Raw genomic sequence first — 16538 nt, forward strand, 5'->3', positions numbered from 1 at the left:
ATGGATAAGATCATGATCCTCACAACATCGAAATTTGAACGTCTTGTAAAGAATCGTGTGGCTCAGGAAATGATGGTACAGAATGTGAGTCTGGAAAAAGATCTGGCACAGAAGCAGGCTGATATCACATACCTCCAGAACCAGATCAACCCCCATTTCCTGTATAACACGCTGGAATGTATCCGCGGACAGGCGTTAAATGAGGGAATGGATGATCTGGCGGACACGGTAAAGGCGCTTGCACTCTTTTTCCGTTATAATATCAGTGTAAAGGGAACGGTGGTTTCTTTCGAGGAAGAGCTGAAGAATCTGGAAAACTATATTTCAATCCAACAGTATCGGTTCAAGAACAAATTTACCATGCATGTGGATATCGAGCCGGAAGAAAAAAAGCAGATTCTGGCCTGCCGGCTTCCGAAATTGTGTCTTCAGCCGCTGGTAGAAAATGCGATCCTGCACGCGTTCAACGAGATCACGACAGGTGGGAGAGTGACATTGAAGGCGTTCTGCACCGACGGAAATTTAAGCATTGTGGTGGCGGATAATGGATCCGGAATGTCACCGGAACAGTTAAAAAAGCTGGACGCATCAATCCACGCGGAACATGTGGAAGAGGGAAAGGAACACGGAATCGGTCTCCACAATGTCAACAGAAGAATCCAACTGCTGTTTGGAAAGGAATATGGCCTTTCTGTAAAAAGTTTCTCTGGCATCGGAACCTTTGTCGAGGTATTTCTTCCGATGAGAACGGAGCCGTTTGATGAAGAATGAACTGATCCGTCTGCGATCGATTTATGAAGAGAAGAATAATTCTGCGCTCCGGGGGCTGGATTTTAAAATCTACAAAGGCGAGGTGGTGGGAGTCGTTGGAAGATTCCATTCCGGAAAAACACTGCTTTTGGAAATCCTTGAGGGAAATTGTGTCCCGGATCAGGGTATCAGATTTATTCGCGGAACGATGTGTGGCTGGGAGAAAGTACCGGACAATATTGAAGTGCGCAATTTAAAGAAAAACTTTGGCCTCATTGGACAGATGACGGTGTGGGAGAACATCGCTACGTTCCGGGCAAAGGGAAAACAGAGCCATTTTCTGGTTCCCAACAGGATGCGCTCTTTTATAAGAGAACAGCTGGAACTCTATGGAGTGGATGTATCCCTTGGAATCTCAGTGGACCGGTTGAGCGCGGTCCAGAAATTCGCAGTAGCGCTCATCAAGGCGAAATTGGAAGGCGCGGATCTTATTATGGCGGAAACATCAGAATTGGAGTATTCCATGTCCGGTTTTGAGCTGATGCACAGAATTCTGGGAACGGCAAAGGCACAGGGCATATCGGTCCTTTTTTCCGGAATCGATGCCGGATGGCTTGGAACATTGATGGACAGGATTTGCCTGATCAATGATGGACAGATTTTGTGGGAAGAGGAAATCTGGGGAAAAGGAATTCCATCCCGTGCGGTTTCTGAGGCTGGAAAGATGCCGATCACGAAACAAAAGTCAAAAAATTGGGATGAAGAGATTCATGTCATGGGACAAAAATTCAACATTTCCGGGCATCGTGGGGAATTTATAGCACTGATCGATCAGGAAGATATGTTTGGCGGAGTCCTGCCGAATCAGAAGCTGATAGCAGAATTGGATGTGAAAACAGAAAAAAAGCATACAGTCCATGTCCACCAGATTGATTTCTCCAATTTCGGATACCTTGTAAAGTGGATGAGCCCGGAGGACAATCTGATCTTTGGCCTGTCAGATAAGACAAGTCAGCATGGGATCATAAAAAAACATCTGAAAAAGTACCTGTTACAGGAATTTGTGCATTGGGCCAGGGATGAAAGATATTTTGATATGACGGACTGCGAATTTCTGACGATCCGCGAAAGAATTCGAATCGCCGCGTTCCGACTGAAGCTGGAGAAGCCGGATGTGATCCTGTTCTGGCATTATCACATGTTGGATCAGGATTCCAGACAGGTAGTTCTCTCAGTCCTTTCGGAACTTTTATATGAGGGAACCTTGCTGCTCGGAATTTTCACACCTGTAGAATGCCCGAATTCTGCTGATGGGTATATTACGATGACCCAAAAGGGAAAATCCGGACGTATGACTTACGAGAAAGTAAAACCGCTGCTTAAGGAAGTTGAAAACAAGAGATTTTATGAAGTACCGGGGAGGGATCAGTGATGAAAGAAAAAAACATATTTTTCATCCGGATCATGCCCGGATTTCTTTTGCTTTTGATCGTTGTAATGCTCTGTATTTGCCGGAACAGGGAGAATGGGAAACCATTAGCCTGTCTGGCGATGACATCTGCGGATGACAGTTTTGTCGCGTCTGTTGCTCAGGAACTGGAAAAACAGCTGAAAACCTGCGGAAACAGGGTTCTTGTGTCCTTCAGCGATAATGACATGAACCAGCAGATCAACCAGATCGAGAACTATGTGGCGATGCACCCGGCGGTTCTTGTGATCCAGTGTACAGGAGACAGTTCCGCCTACGATAAAATTCTGGAACGGGTTCATGATGACAATATGCAGGTGGTTGTGTTCAGCTCTTCCGGAAAACTGGAACATGCGGACATCCAAATGGTTAATTCCAGTCTGGGTCGCGGAATTTGCGCTGTAAATCTGATCCGGAGTTTTCTGAAAAAAACAAATGATGCGACGACAGAAAAACCTGCAAAACTTCTCCTGCTTGGTAATGCAGCCACGGAAGCAGATATTATGACGATGGCGGGATACCAGCTGATCGGTGAGAAATATCTGAGGCATTATGATATGAAACATCTGAAATTTTACAGAGAAGATGGAAAAAAGGTGGAATATACCGATGGATACGGGATCCGGTGTGCGGTGGAAGAGCCGACAGGGGGGCTGATTCTCGATAAGAATGGTGATGCGATCCTGAATCCGTACTATGTGCCGGATATTGAGCTGATCACAGCTGAAAAGTATATGAATATCCAGACAAATCTTCAAGGCCAGCAGGCGATGGACGCATTTCTGGGAGACCGCGAGAACAGGGATATTCGAATTGTTGTTGCGGCGAGCGGCGAAGCAGCCGTAGGTGCAGCGAGTCGTCTGGAAGAATGCCTTTCCAGAGGTGATCTGTCCTACTCGGCGGACAAGATTGCTGTATTTGGAGTGGACAATACAGAGCAAAATCGCAGGCTGGTCTCCGAGGCGGCAAAAGGAAACGGAATATTTCGTGGTTTTGTAGGTGATTACAGTATCAGTAAGGAGTCGGATAACATCATCCGCAGTCTTCTGGTACGGAAAAAAGGTGTATATCAGTGTTACAGTTATTATTCAGGATATAATGAGATATCGGACGCGAATGGTATTGTTGTGTTTTATGATACCGGTATTTCGAACATGGATATATTTGTAAGGGAGGAAGAAAATGCGTCGTAAATGCAACAGTACACAGGTCATATTATTGATTCTTGTCGCAGTTTTTACGGTCTTGAATCCAAACTTCCTTTCTCCGTTTAATCTCTATAATTTTTTGATGCAGAATGAGTACCGTATCGTGATGATCACAGGTCTTGCGATCATCATGCTGGGTGGAGAGATCGATCTGTCTCTGGGGTACCAGATATCGCTGGTGGGAATTCTGATTGGAAAACTACTGACGGCAGATGTTCCGGTTCCGATTTGTATTCTCATAGGACTGGCGGCGGGATGCTGTTGTGGACTTTTAAATGGATTTCTGATAGCGGGGCTTAATCTGTCCTCTGTTATTGTGACGCTCATCACCCAGAAACTGTTTCAGGGAATTTCGTACCTGCTTTCAAAGGGAATGACATATTCAGATTTCCCGGAGCCAATCATGAGCATTTCCGGAATGAAGGGCTCAACAATGCCTGCAGGGCACATCATCATGATCCTCAGTATTCTTTTTCTGGAGGGAATGTTCTGCTTTACGATACTTGGAAAAAATATCCTTTCCATGGGATATGACGAACAGGTCCTGCGCCAGAATGGAATTCCTGTGGGGAAATATAAACTGAGTGCCTACATTCTGGGAAGCTTCTTTTTTGCAGTGGCGGCGCTGTTACTGATTTCGAGGCAGGGACTGGCAGTGTCAAACATGGGCAATGGTCTGGAGGTTGACGGCATGTTTGCTGTGTGCATTGCCGGAGGCGCCAGCCTGATCCTGAAAAACAGTGAGGTGAAGCGGAGAGTCCCCATCAGCAATTTTTATCTTGGAATATTGGTGATTGCAGTGATTGAGAATGGAATGCAGCTTTCAGGAAGCATCCAATATTATCAGTATGTGATCACGAGTGTGGTTGTCCTGTACTCGGTAATACCGACACTGCCTGCGTTTTTACCTAAAAATCAGGAGAAGAAGCAGAAAAATTAAAAAATCAGTCAAAAACAAAAGCGTGATCCCCTGCGAAGTGTAAAAATAATGCACAAGCCGCAGGGGATTTTTGCATAAAAAATAAAAATATTACACAAAAACAATAAAACAGCACATTTCAAAAATAAAAAATCCCGTCTAAAATAGAGACAACTAAAAAAGCCGGAGGGCAAAAAAGATCAGGAGGATTCACTTATGAAAAAAACTTTAGCGGCGTTATTGGCAGCGTCCATGGCACTTAGTTTATGTGCATGCGGCGGCGGAAGCAAACCAGCTGAGACAACAGCGGCAGCGGCAGAATCTGGAGCGACAGAGGCAGCAGGAGCAGCAGGAGCAGCAGAGAGTGCTGGCGGACGTGCAAAAACAGTTACTCTTGGCATGAACACACAGATCTCTACTCTGGATCCATTCAATGGTGCGTCCACAGGTACAATTTATTTGACAGAAGCACTTCATGACGCATTATACAGCATCCCGGCGCTGGGTGAAGAACTGGAAAATGAGATCGGTAAGAGTTATGAAGTCAGCGATGATGGAAAAACTTTAACCGTGGAAATTTACGATTATGTTCATGATCAGGCCGGAAATAAGATCGATGCAGAGGATGTCGCATGGTCTTATAATACATATCTGGCAACAGGAAATGCGACACAGTTTGCAAAATATCTGGATTCTGCAGAAGCGACGGATGCAACTCATGTTGTATTTCACATGAAAGAAGATAAATGTAAAGAGACATCTGCAGTAAAATCTGTATTGAGTGGATGTGTCGTTTACGATAAGGATGCTTATAGTGCAGACAGCTACGCAACAAATCCGGTTGGCTGCGGACCGTATAAAGTAACAGAATTTGTAACAGGCGCATCCGTTACAATTGAAAGAGATCCGAATTACTGGCAGACAGATGAAAGCCTTCTTGCATCCGCTAAGAAACAGAATGTTGAAAAATGTATTTTTAAGATCATTCTTGAGGATGCACAGCTTGCACTGGCACTTGAGACAGGTGATGTAGACGCAGTCAACTATGTTTCTGCAGATAACCTCCAGTTCTTCATGGACGATAATGGAAATGCGCTTGACGGATATACAGTTCAGCCATTCAACTCCATCCTTTGCGTAAATGTAAGCTTCAACATGTTCCCGGATGCTGGATCTAAGGTCGCAAATGATAAGAATTTAAGACTTGCAATCGAGTGGGCAATCGATAAAGAAGGTATCACAAACACGATTATGGGTAAGACCGCAAGCGTATCTTACGGATTTGCAACTCCTCTTTACGGCGACTATAATCCGGAATGGGAGAAAGAAGACAATGGCTATGACATCGAGAAGGCAAAAGCATACCTCGCAGAGTCCGATTATGTAAAGAACGGTTCCCCGACTCTCGTTATCATGACTGAGTCCAACGAAGTTAAGACAAAAGCAGCTCAGATGATCCAGAACTACTGTAAAGAGATTGGTATCAACATGGAAGTTAAGACGGCTGATACAGCTCTGTTTGATAACTATAAATATGACTTCTCTGAGTGGGATCTTAAGATCGATAACAACGGAAACCGTGTATCCCTCGCAGCTCTTTACTCCAACTTCCTTTCCGCTACCCATACAAGCTACAACGGAGTTCCGACAAGCTTCAATGGTCTTCCGGAAGGTGACTTAAGCAAACTTTGTGATGTTGCAAACAATGTTGACACAAACAGCCAGGAAGCAGTTGACGCCGTATTTGATTACTACACAGAGAATGCTATCCTCTATGGTCTCTGGGGACCGATCAACTACGTAGCAGCAAAAGATGGAATCACAGGATTAAAGGTTCAGTACCTTTCCTATGCACAGCCGTGGACATTTGATTTTGCTCCTGATTATAAGGGTGTTGCCGACTAACGGATAACAACTACGCGCTGCAGGGCGGCACGCGGGCAAGCGCTCCGCGTGCCGCTTTTCTACTACTGACAGCGGGAAAGGAGAAATATGGGGAAATATATTGTAAAACGTCTATTGATGATGATTCCGGTTATTTTGGCAGTTGCGATTCTGATCTTTACGATCATGACATTTGTTCCGGGAAATCCAGCCTCGCTGATTTTAGGTGCGGACGCCACAGAGGAACAGATTCTCATTAAAGAACATGAGCTGGGGCTGGATCAGCCATATGTGGTCCGTCTTGGAAATTTCTTAAAACAGACATTTGTTGACTTTGATTTTGGACGTTCATACTGGACAAATACATCTGTTACAGAAGAACTGATGGCCCGCTTCCCGCGCACACTGGCGATTGCCGGTTTCGCAATGTTGTTTACCGTTATCATCGGTATTCCGTTGGGTATTTTCACCGCGATCCATGAAGGAACATTCGCAGACCGCATCGGAGTTTTACTTTGTGTAATCGGTGTTTCGATGCCGACGTTCTGGCTGGCAATGCTGTTTGTGCTGCTGTTTGCACTGAAATTGAAACTTCTGCCGGCACAGGGAATGGATGGAGCTAAATACTTTGTTCTTCCGGTAGTTGCACAGAGCTTAGGTGGAATCTCCGGAATGGTCCGTACCGCCCGTGCGGCGATGCTGGAGGTTGTCCGTGCTGATTACGTGACAACAGCCCGTTCCAAGGGACTTTCTGAAAGAAAAGTTATCTATGAACATGCACTTCCAAATGCAATGCTTCCGATCATCTCTGTCTTAAGCGGGCAGCTTGCGAATCAGCTTGGCGGTGCTCTTGTTATCGAGCAGGTATTCTCGATTCCCGGAATCGGCTTATACCTGATCAACGCGGTAAATACCCGTGACTATCCGGTGGCGCAGTCCAGTGTTGTATTCTTATCGATTTTGTTCTCATTGATCGTACTTTTAACAGACCTCGGCTATGCGGCTGTTGATCCGATCATCCGCGCACAGTTTGTACAGGGTGGAACGAAGAAGAAAAAAAGAAAGGAGGAGAATGGCTGATATGAAAAAGGAAAAACGTAAAGGCGTCAATCAATGGCAGGAAGTATTAAATATTCTGCTTCATAACCCGAATGCGATCATTGGATTTGTGATCGTGGCGGTTTTGATTGTTCTGGCAATTCTTGCTCCGTGGATTTCTCCGTATAATTATCTGGAGATGAATCTGGCGATCGCAAAGCAGGGCCCGAGCGCTGCGCATATTTTTGGAACAGATGACCTTGGACGCGACATCTTATCCCGTATCCTGTATGGTGGCCGCTACTCCATGTCCCTCGGATTCCTTTCTGTAGGCCTCGGAGCGATCGTAGCTATGGTGATCGGTTCTATAGCCGGTTACTTCGGTGGATGGGTAGATAACCTCTTAATGCGTATGATGGATGTGCTCTCCGCAATTCCCGGCATGCTGCTTTCCATTATCGTTGCAGCAGCTCTCGGTACTGCATATCACGATACCGTTATCGCTATGGCAATCGGAAATGTTGCGGCCCTTTCACGAATCTTAAGGGCACAGATCCTCAGTATCCGTGAAAAAGAATATGTACAGGCGGCCAAGGCATCCAACTGTTCCAACTTCCGAATCATATTTTCACATATCATCCCGAATTCAGTTATGCCAATGATCATTAACTGTACATCACGTCTTGCAGCAGCATTATTATTCTGTGCATCCCTAAGCTTTATCGGTCTTGGCGTACAGCCGCCGGAGCCAGAGTGGGGGGCAATGCTCGCGGGCGCACGCGGATATATCCGTACATATCCGTACATGTTGATATCCCCGGGAATCTTTATCGCACTTTCTGTTGTCGGATTTACACTTCTTGGTGATTCTCTCCGGGATGCGATGGATCCGAAACTCAGAAAGTAAAGGGAGGTGGAAAAATGAGTGCAGATGAAAAAAAGAAGGCGGCAGATATCGGTGAGTTTCTTGATGTGAGAAATCTCACAGTTCAGTATACATCCATGGGCAGCGTGATCCACGCAGTAAATGGCATCTCGTTCCGGTTAAATAAAGGAGAAACACTTGCTCTTGTAGGAGAGACCGGTGCCGGAAAGACATCGATTGCGAAGGCAATCTTAAGGATTCTGCCGGATGTTTCCGCAAAATCCGGCGGAGAAGTTTATTTCCAGGGAACCGATATGATGAAACTCAAGGAAAAAGAGATGCAGAAGATCCGCGGACATAAGATCTCCATGATCTTCCAGGATCCGATGACAGCCTTAAACCCAACCATGCGTATCGGAAGACAGATTTCAGAAGTTGTATCTGCTCATCGAAATATTTCCAAAGAAGAGGCGGAAATAGAAGGTAAGAGGATGCTGGAATTAGTAGGAATCCCGGCAGAACGCTACAATGAATTCCCACACCAGTTCTCCGGTGGAATGAAACAGCGAGTTGTCATTGCAATTGCATTGGCCTGCAACCCGGAACTGCTCTTAGCCGATGAGCCGACGACCGCTCTGGATGTAACGATTCAGGCACAGGTTCTTGAGCTGATCAACGATTTGAAGGAGCGATTGAATACCTCCATGATTCTGATTACACATGATCTCGGTGTTGTAAATGAGACATGTGACAATGTGGCAGTTGTGTATGCCGGAAAGATCATTGAGTCCGGCAAAAAATATGATATCTTTAAACACCCGGCACACCCGTATACGAATGGTCTGTTCGGAGCACTTCCGAACATGAACTTAAACTCCAGTCGACTGCGCCCGATTGAGGGTCTTCTTCCGGATCCGACAAATCTCCCGGCAGGATGTGCATTTGCACCGCGTTGCCCGCATGCAACAGACAAGTGCAGACAGGGAACGATCCCGGCGGTTGAGCTGGAACCGGGTCACTTCTGCGAGTGTATCCGGTTGGATGAGATCAGAAAGGAGCGTTAGAACATGGCATTAATTGAAGTTCAGCACTTAAAAAAATATTTTGACGTTCCGAATGGAACTCTCCACGCAGTGGATGATGTCAGTTTTAAGATTGAAAAAGGTACGACGATGGGGGTTGTTGGTGAGTCCGGATGTGGAAAATCCACACTTGGAACGACCCTGATCCATCTTCAGGAGAGTACAGGGGGAAAGATCCTGTTCGAGGGCAGAGACGTGACGCATCTGGATAAAAAGGAGCTTCGCACATACCGCGAGGATGTCCAGATCATCTTTCAGGACCCATATTCATCCCTGAATCCACGGTATAATATCGCGAGAACCATTATGGAACCGCTGGAAATATCCGGACGATTTAAATCAAAGGAAGAGATCCGCAGAGAGGCAGACCGGATCATGGATCTTGTCGGAATCGAGGAACGTCTCCGCGGATCTTATCCGCATGAACTTGACGGAGGGCGCAGACAGCGTGTGGGAATCGGCCGCGCTCTGGCTTTAAATCCGAAGTTTATTGTCTGCGATGAGCCGGTATCAGCCTTGGACGTATCGATTCAGGCCCAGGTATTAAATCTTTTAATGGATCTGCAGGAGCAGAAACAGCTTACCTACATGTTTGTTACGCATGATCTTTCTGTTGTCCGCCATATATCAGATAATATCTGCGTTATGTATCTCGGACAGCTTGTTGAGACATGTTCTTCAAAAAAGTTGTTTGAAAAACCGCTTCATCCTTACACGCAGGCACTTCTCTCCGCAATTCCGTCCACGGACGTTGAGCGGAAAATGCAGCGTGTCCAGTTAAAGGGGGAGCTTACGTCCCCGATCAATCCGAAACCGGGATGCCGTTTTGCGGCCAGATGTCCTTATGCGACTGCAAAATGTCAGGAACCGCAGCAGCTGCGTGAGATTGAGAGTGGACATTTTGTCCAGTGCTGTCGGATCGAGGAGATTGACTGATAGGAGGAACTGCCATGTACGAGTTGAAAGCAGGGGCCTGTGAAGCCGGAATCAATCCGCCCGAAGAATTGTTTCCGTTCCGCAAATATGAAAATTCATTTTTCGAGGGATGCCTCGATGAATTAAAGGCAAAAGCAATCGTTCTTGACAATGGAGCGACCAGATTTCTGATCCTTGGAATGGATGTCGGGGAGACATTGAACGGAGAGCAGAAAGCGGAGATCACGAAAAAGTACGGATTTGACTATGAGCATATTCTTACATTCAATACACACAATCATTCCGCTCCTTGCTGGGGTCATGTTCCGGCACCGCGGGGCAAAAAGCCGCAGGATCAGAGCGAACGGGAGATCGTCTATGAAAAAACAGTAATGGCGGGGATTCATAAAGCTGTTGAAGGCGCGATCGCTTCATTGCGTCCGGCCCGGTATGGATTTGGAACTGGAGAGAGCTATATCAATACAAACAGAGACCAGCTTTTTGAGGATGGTTTCTGGATGCAGGGACAGAATTATACTGGTTTTTCAGATAAGACTTTAGCGGTCATGAAATGGGAAGATTACGATGGAAATTTGATTGCGGCATTTTTGAATTACTGCTGTCACGGAACGTGCGCGTTTACAAGACGTGACGTTGACGGAAAAATTAAGACTTCGCCGGAATTCATGGGATATGCCTGCAATTATGTGCAGGAGCGTTACGGTGGAACTCCTGTGATTATCTGGTCATCAGGGGCAGCCGGGGATCAGAATCCGTTGTTTTCCTCTGAGGGATTTCCGAGAACATATGAGAAGGATGGATATTCTGAGAGTATAGACACACCGGATGGAACCCAGTACATGATCCAGAAACATTGGGGATTCCAGCACGGGATCGACGCGATCCATGTGATCGAGTCGATCCGGGATATGAAAGAACGGATGAAGATAACAACATCGTCTACCATTGTAAAACTGGAGGGGCAGAAAGCTCCGGAAGGCGCTGATATGCAGTACAATCGTCTTCTGGTGGATAATTTCCTTCGGGGATATCGCCCGGACCTGTTTGAAAACGGAAAACATCCGGAAAAGAAACTTGTAGAGATGGTGCCGGATGGAACGGTGGATCTCTATATGCAGCTTGCGATTCTTGGAGATGCTGCTTTTGTGGGGGAAGCCGCGGAGCCATACTGCCGGATCGGAGCGAAATGTAAAGAAGCGTCCCCGCTTAAGAACACAGTGGTTGTGACCCATACAGATGGAAGAAAAGCAGGATATATTCTCGACGATGCATCTGCGGACCATAAAGTATTCCAGAGTTTCGCAAAGGTGCGGCCGGGAAACAATGATGGAAAGATCATAAGAGGAATGCTGGATATGTTTGATGACGCGCTGAATAAGTAGTGTTCAACGAAAAAGGAGGTATTTTAAGTGAAAACAAGAAAAATGCCGTGGTTTGAATTTGCACCTGATACATATGAGATCGATGAGTTTGACTGTGCTTCGATTTTCCTGTTTGTGGGAACGGAACGAGCACTTTTACTTGACACGGGGATTGGAATCGGAGATTTGAAAGGGCTTGTGGAAGGAATTACGGATAAGCCGTATGATGTTGTCCTGACTCATGGACATCGGGATCATACAGGCGGTGCTGGATGGTTTGATACAGTCTATTTGAATAGAAAAGACTATGAATTATATCCGTTTCCGCCGACTGTGGAGCAGAGAAGAGATTACGCGAGGATGATCCGGGCGAGAGAGCACAAGTATTATCCATATAAGGAAGAAGTGGATATTGTGGAGTGGCCGAAGATTCCGGAGAGAAAACCGCTGGAAGATGGGCAGGTCTTTGATCTCGGCGGAAGAACGCTGACGTTCTATGAATGCGGTGGACACACACCGGGTGAGATGGTGGTGATTGATGACAAAAACCGTATTTTATTCTGCGGGGATGCATGCAATAATCATCTGCTGTTCAGACTTGGACCTGGAGAACCGGGATTCATCAGCACAGAGGAAGCCGGGGAGAATCTGGAACGGATCTGGAACATGAGAGACCGCTATGATATCGTGATGAATTCCCATCATGATTACCGGGCAGTCGGAGGACCGATAGCTCCGACGGTTATGCCGAACGCGATTCAGTGCTGCAAGGATCTGGTAGCAGGAACTCCGCATCTGATGCAGATCGATAATCCACTGAAGTTAGAAGGAGCGGATCCGACGATCACGGTCGCGTCCCTGGATGGAATCAGTTGGGTTGTGTTCAATCCGGAAGGAATTCACAGAGTATAAACTCGTGGATGATACATAAAAAAAGAACCGTCATCCGGCGTGTGAGAGGAAGAACACACCGGATGACGGTTTTTTTAATCAGCGTCTAAAATAGCGATCCAGATAAGCCTCTTCTTTCAGCCATGCGAGAACCGGTTTCTCTTCCCAATATTTCTGCACAGCTTTCAGACGTTTTACGGAATACCGCATGTAGCGTTTTTCTTTTGGCGGCCAGTTGAGGCACATATGAAAACGTTCTTTCTCGGTCATAGACTCTGGAGAAAAGTAAAGATAAAGTTCTCCAACTTTCGTTCTTTCAGCATTTTTCATGACCTTCATATTGGCGATCCCAACCTCCTGAATCTTATCCCAGGAAAGTTCATTGTAGGATTTCCATAAAAAACGATTTCGCACACCATTTTCGTCGATTTCAAGATATTTCGTAAAATGACATAAAAGAAGAAAATAGACTACGGAAAGTACGGCGTACAGAACCATTGGTATTATTTTGTGTGATTGAAATGAGACGACAAAAAGGAAAAGAAATAAAATAAAGGCAAACAGTGAAAGCAGAGCCTTCACTGGATTGATCAGATATCGCATAAAAACTCCTTTCCGTATCACTGCTGTTTTTCGCTGACAAATTCAGTCAAGGAAGTGCTTAGGGCAGCAGTTACTTTTTCCGATTCGTAGTTAAAAAGGATAATACCATTTTTAGTCCGGATCTCGATTGCAGATGGAATCGACGGGACAGCACAGAGAGCATATGTACCATATACGTCATTATGAAAAGTTCCGTAATACAGACGGCGGTTTTGTACGCCGGAAACTTTTGTGCCGCTGTTGTAGTTGTCGATAAGCGTGATTGATTGGATTTCCCTGTAGTCAATGGAAAAAGGTTCGGTTCCTGACGGACCGGTGATGACAATCCGGGTGTCATTGAAATCGATCCCGACGGATGCTGCATTCTGCATACGGATGGCGGCTACAAATACCATGATCAAGATCAAGGCACCGGTGATATAACGGGAATATTTTTTGTTCACGAAATCCCTCACTTCTCTTGTGTGATGACATCATTATCAGTCAAAATGCACAAAAAAACAAGGTGACAAATTAAAGACTATGTGAAAAATATTTGCGATTTTGATGAATGATGATGAAAATAGTCCCATGTTTTCAATAACCTGAGGAATCTGCCAGATTCATTTTAACAAAGAGAACAATGACAGATGCCGCAGCGAGAAGACATGGGACGTATTTTCAGAATATTTGAGGTGAAGGATTATTCCGGATAAACAAGCTGTTCCTCGCGGATATCCTCAAGTACCTCGTCATAGAACTTTCCGGCAAGATATTTTGCCATCGGGAGGTTCATGTCGAGGTAGTTTCCGCAGTCACGGGCAGCAGCACCCGGAACTTCGCCCTCGTAATCGCGGATAAAGAGGAACATCTCCTGAAGCAGCGGGATAATGTCCGCAGACTCATAATCGCCAGCGAGAAGCAAGTAGAATCCGGTGCGGCATCCCATCGGTCCGAAGTAGAGAACTTTATCTTTGTAAAGACGATGATTTCTTAAGAAGGTTGCGCCGAGATGTTCGATCGTATGGACCTCGGCAGTGTTCATAACCGGCTCAAAGTTCGGACGGGTCATACGGATATCGAAGGTCGTAACATGGCTGTCTCCGGCAACATCCCTTCGGGAAACGTAAACACCGGGAATCAGTTTCAGATGATTGACAGTGAAGCTTGTGATCTTTTCCATAATCAGATACACCCTTTCGTGAGTTTTGCTGTTTGTTGTTGTACACAGGTTGGAATTTTCCGAATTGAAAATTCTGTACAATACAGAGGCAGATGCCATCTGACTGTATCGACTTTTATTATAAAGGGGATACCGTGTGGTTACAAGATGGAATTTGTAAATTGTCAGTGCCTGTTCAGCAGATCTGCACACTCTAATTGTCAATTTATTCTTGTCTCACTTTCTGATTTGTACTATAATAATGGGTAACGGGATTTTTGAATTGAAACATATCCCATAAGGAGAGGCTATGAAATTACTGGCATATGAAGTAGACAAAAGATCTTTTTTAGGTGTATTAAACGAGGATGAAACCTGGGTTTATCCGGTTTCTGCTGCAGGAATGGAATATCGGTCCATGAAGGAGCTGATCCGCGAGGCGGGACAGTCTGAGATGGAAATGCTGGATTATATTTCAAAGAAAGCCCCGGGTGATGTTATGGGAGCGGCCCCGGTGGACGAGATCCGTGTCGTATCTCCGATCGCGGAGCCGGATCAGGATATTATCTGCCTGGGAATCAACTACATGGATCATGCGGAGGAATCTGCGAGATTTGAAAAACGTGAATTTGAGAGACCGGAGAAAGCAATCTATTTCTCAAAACGCGTGAACCGCACGAATGATCCCGATGGAATCATTCCGGCCCATAAGAATCTGACAAGTCAGCTGGATTATGAGGCAGAGCTTGCCGTTATTATCAAGAAAGACGCAAAGGACGTAAAGCCGGGCGAAGTGAAGGACTATATTTTCGGCTATACGATCATGAATGATGTCAGCGCCAGAGAGGTTCAGACAGAGCATAAGCAGTGGTATTTCGGAAAGAGTCTGGACGGGTTTACACCGCTCGGTCCGTGTATCATGACTGCGGATTCCACTGCGTTTCCGCCGGTATTAAAGATCCAGTCTAAGGTAAACGGAGAACTCCGCCAGAATTCTAATACAGGGCTCTTTATCCATGGAATCGAGGAAGTGATCTGTGAACTCACACAGGGCATGACATTAAAAGCAGGAACGATCATCGCAACAGGAACGCCGGCAGGAGTCGGCATGGGATTCGTTCCGCCGAAATTCCTTGAGACCGGGGATGTTGTGGAGTGTATTATTGAAGGAATCGGTACGCTTAGAAATACGGTCGGTGAATAAATAATCAGACGGTATGCGATACAGGATATAGACATGGAAGAGCCATGCCGTAAAAATAAGATAAGATCAGCATAGCTGCCATGAAGGGAGCAGGAAGCCGGTCAGGATGACGGGCTGCTCTTTTCATGGCTTTTTGTTGCCGTGTGCCGTGCACCTGGAAGCTAGGGAAGCTTTCAGCGGCTGTATCTGCGCGAAAATTCAGATGGCGGAAGACGGCTGCGCCGGTGCGGACATGAGCAGCAGAACTTTTTGGAAAAAGGAGAAATTCTATTATACATGGAAGACATACGCGAAATGTTGAAAAAGGTGGCGGCAGGCGAGCTGTCTGTGGATAACGCTGTCCTGGAACTGAAGAAAGAGCCGTTTACGGCAGCAGGATACGATGACCTGGGATTCGCGAAGCTGGATACCCACCGGAAGCTGCGTCAGGGAGCGGCGGAGGTGATCTACGGAGCGGGGAAAACGCCGCAGCAGATCGCCGGAATCGTAGAAGCGATGAAAAAAAGCGGACAGGAGACGATCCTGATCACCCGCGTGGATGAGGAGAAGAGCCGGGAGACAGAGAAACTTCTCGCTGGAAAGTACCCGGAAGGAAGCGGCTACACATATTTTAAGGACGCAAAAGTAGCAATCTGCGGAAAATTCCCGGAAAAAGACGGCGTCGGAACCATCGTTGTTGCGACGGGCGGAACCAGTGACATTCCGGTTGCGGAGGAAGCGGCACTTACGGCAGAGGCACTTGGAAACCAGGTGGAACGCCTCTATGATGTGGGGGTTGCGGGCCTGCACCGCCTGCTGTCCCACATGGATTCTATTATGGATGCCCGTGTAATTATCGCCATCGCGGGGATGGAAGGCGCTCTCGCCAGCGTCATCGGCGGTCTCGCCGACTGCCCGGTGATCGCGGTGCCCACCAGCATCGGATACGGCGCGTCCTTCGGCGGCGTGTCCGCCCTGCTCTCCATGCTGAATTCCTGCGCCAGCGGTGTCAGCGTTGTGAATATCGATAATGGATTCGGCGCCGGATATCTGGCGAGCATGATGAATCATATGCGTGGATAAGACTTCTGTTAACGTTGTCGGATCTGTCCGATCCGTAAATGATATGGCGGAATCGTCGAATAAAGCTGTCGATTCGAATGGAATGAAAGAAAATAATTTGTACTTTTTTAATGAGGTGGAATCAAT

The 16538-nt window shown here is 46.4% G+C and carries 16 protein-coding genes; 13 read left to right on the top strand and 3 right to left on the bottom strand.

All coding sequences use genetic code 11. The annotated features are described in order from the left end of the window. From DWY93_RS09975 to DWY93_RS10025, 11 genes are all read left to right on the top strand, one after another. The gene (locus DWY93_RS09975) at positions 1-771 is read left to right on the top strand and encodes a histidine kinase (RefSeq protein WP_166462301.1); all 771 of its coding nucleotides are present in this window, start codon (positions 1-3) and stop codon (positions 769-771) included. Continuing rightward, a complete protein-coding gene (locus tag DWY93_RS09980; RefSeq protein ID WP_117470519.1) occupies positions 761-2182 on the top strand; it encodes an ATP-binding cassette domain-containing protein in 1422 nt (473 codons plus the stop codon). Before DWY93_RS09975 ends, DWY93_RS09980 begins: the two co-directional genes overlap by 11 nt. After that, positions 2182-3411, top strand: coding sequence for a substrate-binding domain-containing protein (locus tag DWY93_RS09985; RefSeq protein ID WP_117470520.1), 1230 nt, complete (start codon positions 2182-2184; stop codon positions 3409-3411). The genes DWY93_RS09980 and DWY93_RS09985 overlap by 1 nt, the downstream gene beginning before the upstream one ends. After that, a complete protein-coding gene (locus tag DWY93_RS09990; RefSeq protein WP_117470521.1) occupies positions 3401-4366 on the top strand; it encodes an ABC transporter permease in 966 nt (321 codons plus the stop codon). Before DWY93_RS09985 ends, DWY93_RS09990 begins: the two co-directional genes overlap by 11 nt. Before the next feature lie 195 nt (positions 4367-4561). Further along, entirely contained in the window at positions 4562-6250 is a 1689-nt protein-coding gene (locus DWY93_RS09995) for an ABC transporter substrate-binding protein (protein WP_117470522.1), read from the top strand. Between the two features lie 87 nt (positions 6251-6337). Beyond that, entirely contained in the window at positions 6338-7309 is a 972-nt protein-coding gene (locus DWY93_RS10000; RefSeq protein ID WP_117470523.1) for an ABC transporter permease, read from the top strand. A 1-nt stretch (position 7310) separates the two neighbouring features. Beyond that, positions 7311-8174 carry an ABC transporter permease gene (locus DWY93_RS10005; protein WP_207658698.1) on the top strand — a complete coding sequence of 288 codons (864 nt, stop codon included), beginning with the start codon at positions 7311-7313 and terminating at the stop codon, positions 8172-8174. Positions 8175-8188: 14 nt separating this feature from the next. Then, positions 8189-9196: an ABC transporter ATP-binding protein gene (locus tag DWY93_RS10010; RefSeq protein ID WP_117470525.1), complete on the top strand. Its 1008-nt coding sequence runs from the start codon at positions 8189-8191 to the stop codon at positions 9194-9196. 3 nt (positions 9197-9199) lie between these two features. Next, complete coding sequence (locus DWY93_RS10015; protein WP_117470526.1) at positions 9200-10150, top strand: oligopeptide/dipeptide ABC transporter ATP-binding protein; 951 nt, start codon at positions 9200-9202, stop codon at positions 10148-10150. A 14-nt stretch (positions 10151-10164) separates the two neighbouring features. Further along, positions 10165-11532 carry a hypothetical protein gene (locus tag DWY93_RS10020; protein ID WP_117470527.1) on the top strand — a complete coding sequence of 456 codons (1368 nt, stop codon included), beginning with the start codon at positions 10165-10167 and terminating at the stop codon, positions 11530-11532. A 27-nt stretch (positions 11533-11559) separates the two neighbouring features. Continuing rightward, a complete protein-coding gene (locus DWY93_RS10025; RefSeq protein ID WP_117470528.1) occupies positions 11560-12423 on the top strand; it encodes an MBL fold metallo-hydrolase in 864 nt (287 codons plus the stop codon). Positions 12424-12501: 78 nt separating this feature from the next. On the opposite strand, the gene DWY93_RS16965 is transcribed toward DWY93_RS10025, so the two are convergent. The 3 genes from DWY93_RS16965 to DWY93_RS10040 form a co-directional block, all read right to left on the bottom strand. After that, the gene (locus DWY93_RS16965; RefSeq protein ID WP_147324204.1) at positions 12502-12741 is read right to left on the bottom strand and encodes a hypothetical protein; all 240 of its coding nucleotides are present in this window, start codon (positions 12739-12741) and stop codon (positions 12502-12504) included. 281 nt (positions 12742-13022) lie between these two features. Then, positions 13023-13448, bottom strand: coding sequence for a PH domain-containing protein (locus DWY93_RS10035; protein ID WP_117470530.1), 426 nt, complete (start codon positions 13446-13448; stop codon positions 13023-13025). Between the two features lie 239 nt (positions 13449-13687). Continuing rightward, a complete protein-coding gene (locus DWY93_RS10040) occupies positions 13688-14167 on the bottom strand; it encodes an S-ribosylhomocysteine lyase (RefSeq protein WP_117470531.1) in 480 nt (159 codons plus the stop codon). 289 nt (positions 14168-14456) lie between these two features. Between DWY93_RS10040 and DWY93_RS10045 the strand changes: the two genes are divergently transcribed. Both DWY93_RS10045 and larB read left to right on the top strand, forming a co-directional pair. Continuing rightward, positions 14457-15350 (top strand): fumarylacetoacetate hydrolase family protein, encoded by an 894-nt coding sequence (locus tag DWY93_RS10045; RefSeq protein WP_117470532.1) that lies wholly within the window; start codon positions 14457-14459, stop codon positions 15348-15350. A gap of 276 nt (positions 15351-15626) precedes the next feature. Then, positions 15627-16412 carry a nickel pincer cofactor biosynthesis protein LarB gene (larB, locus tag DWY93_RS10055; RefSeq protein WP_117470534.1) on the top strand — a complete coding sequence of 262 codons (786 nt, stop codon included), beginning with the start codon at positions 15627-15629 and terminating at the stop codon, positions 16410-16412. Positions 16413-16538: the final 126 nt, after the last annotated feature.

This window comes from Clostridium sp. AF28-12, assembly GCF_003435225.1.
GTDB lineage: Bacteria > Bacillota > Clostridia > Lachnospirales > Lachnospiraceae > Pilosibacter > Pilosibacter fragilis.

Coding starts and splice junctions, on each gene's coding strand:
- DWY93_RS09975 (WP_166462301.1), top strand. CDS start 1: ATGGATAAGATCATGATCCTCACAACATCGAAATTTGAACGTCTTGTA.
- DWY93_RS09980 (WP_117470519.1), top strand. CDS start 761: ATGAAGAATGAACTGATCCGTCTGCGATCGATTTATGAAGAGAAGAAT.
- DWY93_RS09985 (WP_117470520.1), top strand. CDS start 2,182: ATGAAAGAAAAAAACATATTTTTCATCCGGATCATGCCCGGATTTCTT.
- DWY93_RS09990 (WP_117470521.1), top strand. CDS start 3,401: ATGCGTCGTAAATGCAACAGTACACAGGTCATATTATTGATTCTTGTC.
- DWY93_RS09995 (WP_117470522.1), top strand. CDS start 4,562: ATGAAAAAAACTTTAGCGGCGTTATTGGCAGCGTCCATGGCACTTAGT.
- DWY93_RS10000 (WP_117470523.1), top strand. CDS start 6,338: ATGGGGAAATATATTGTAAAACGTCTATTGATGATGATTCCGGTTATT.
- DWY93_RS10005 (WP_207658698.1), top strand. CDS start 7,311: ATGAAAAAGGAAAAACGTAAAGGCGTCAATCAATGGCAGGAAGTATTA.
- DWY93_RS10010 (WP_117470525.1), top strand. CDS start 8,189: ATGAGTGCAGATGAAAAAAAGAAGGCGGCAGATATCGGTGAGTTTCTT.
- DWY93_RS10015 (WP_117470526.1), top strand. CDS start 9,200: ATGGCATTAATTGAAGTTCAGCACTTAAAAAAATATTTTGACGTTCCG.
- DWY93_RS10020 (WP_117470527.1), top strand. CDS start 10,165: ATGTACGAGTTGAAAGCAGGGGCCTGTGAAGCCGGAATCAATCCGCCC.
- DWY93_RS16965 (WP_147324204.1), bottom strand. CDS start 12,741: ATGAAGGTCATGAAAAATGCTGAAAGAACGAAAGTTGGAGAACTTTAT.
- DWY93_RS10040 (WP_117470531.1), bottom strand. CDS start 14,167: ATGGAAAAGATCACAAGCTTCACTGTCAATCATCTGAAACTGATTCCC.
- DWY93_RS10045 (WP_117470532.1), top strand. CDS start 14,457: ATGAAATTACTGGCATATGAAGTAGACAAAAGATCTTTTTTAGGTGTA.
- larB (WP_117470534.1), top strand. CDS start 15,627: ATGGAAGACATACGCGAAATGTTGAAAAAGGTGGCGGCAGGCGAGCTG.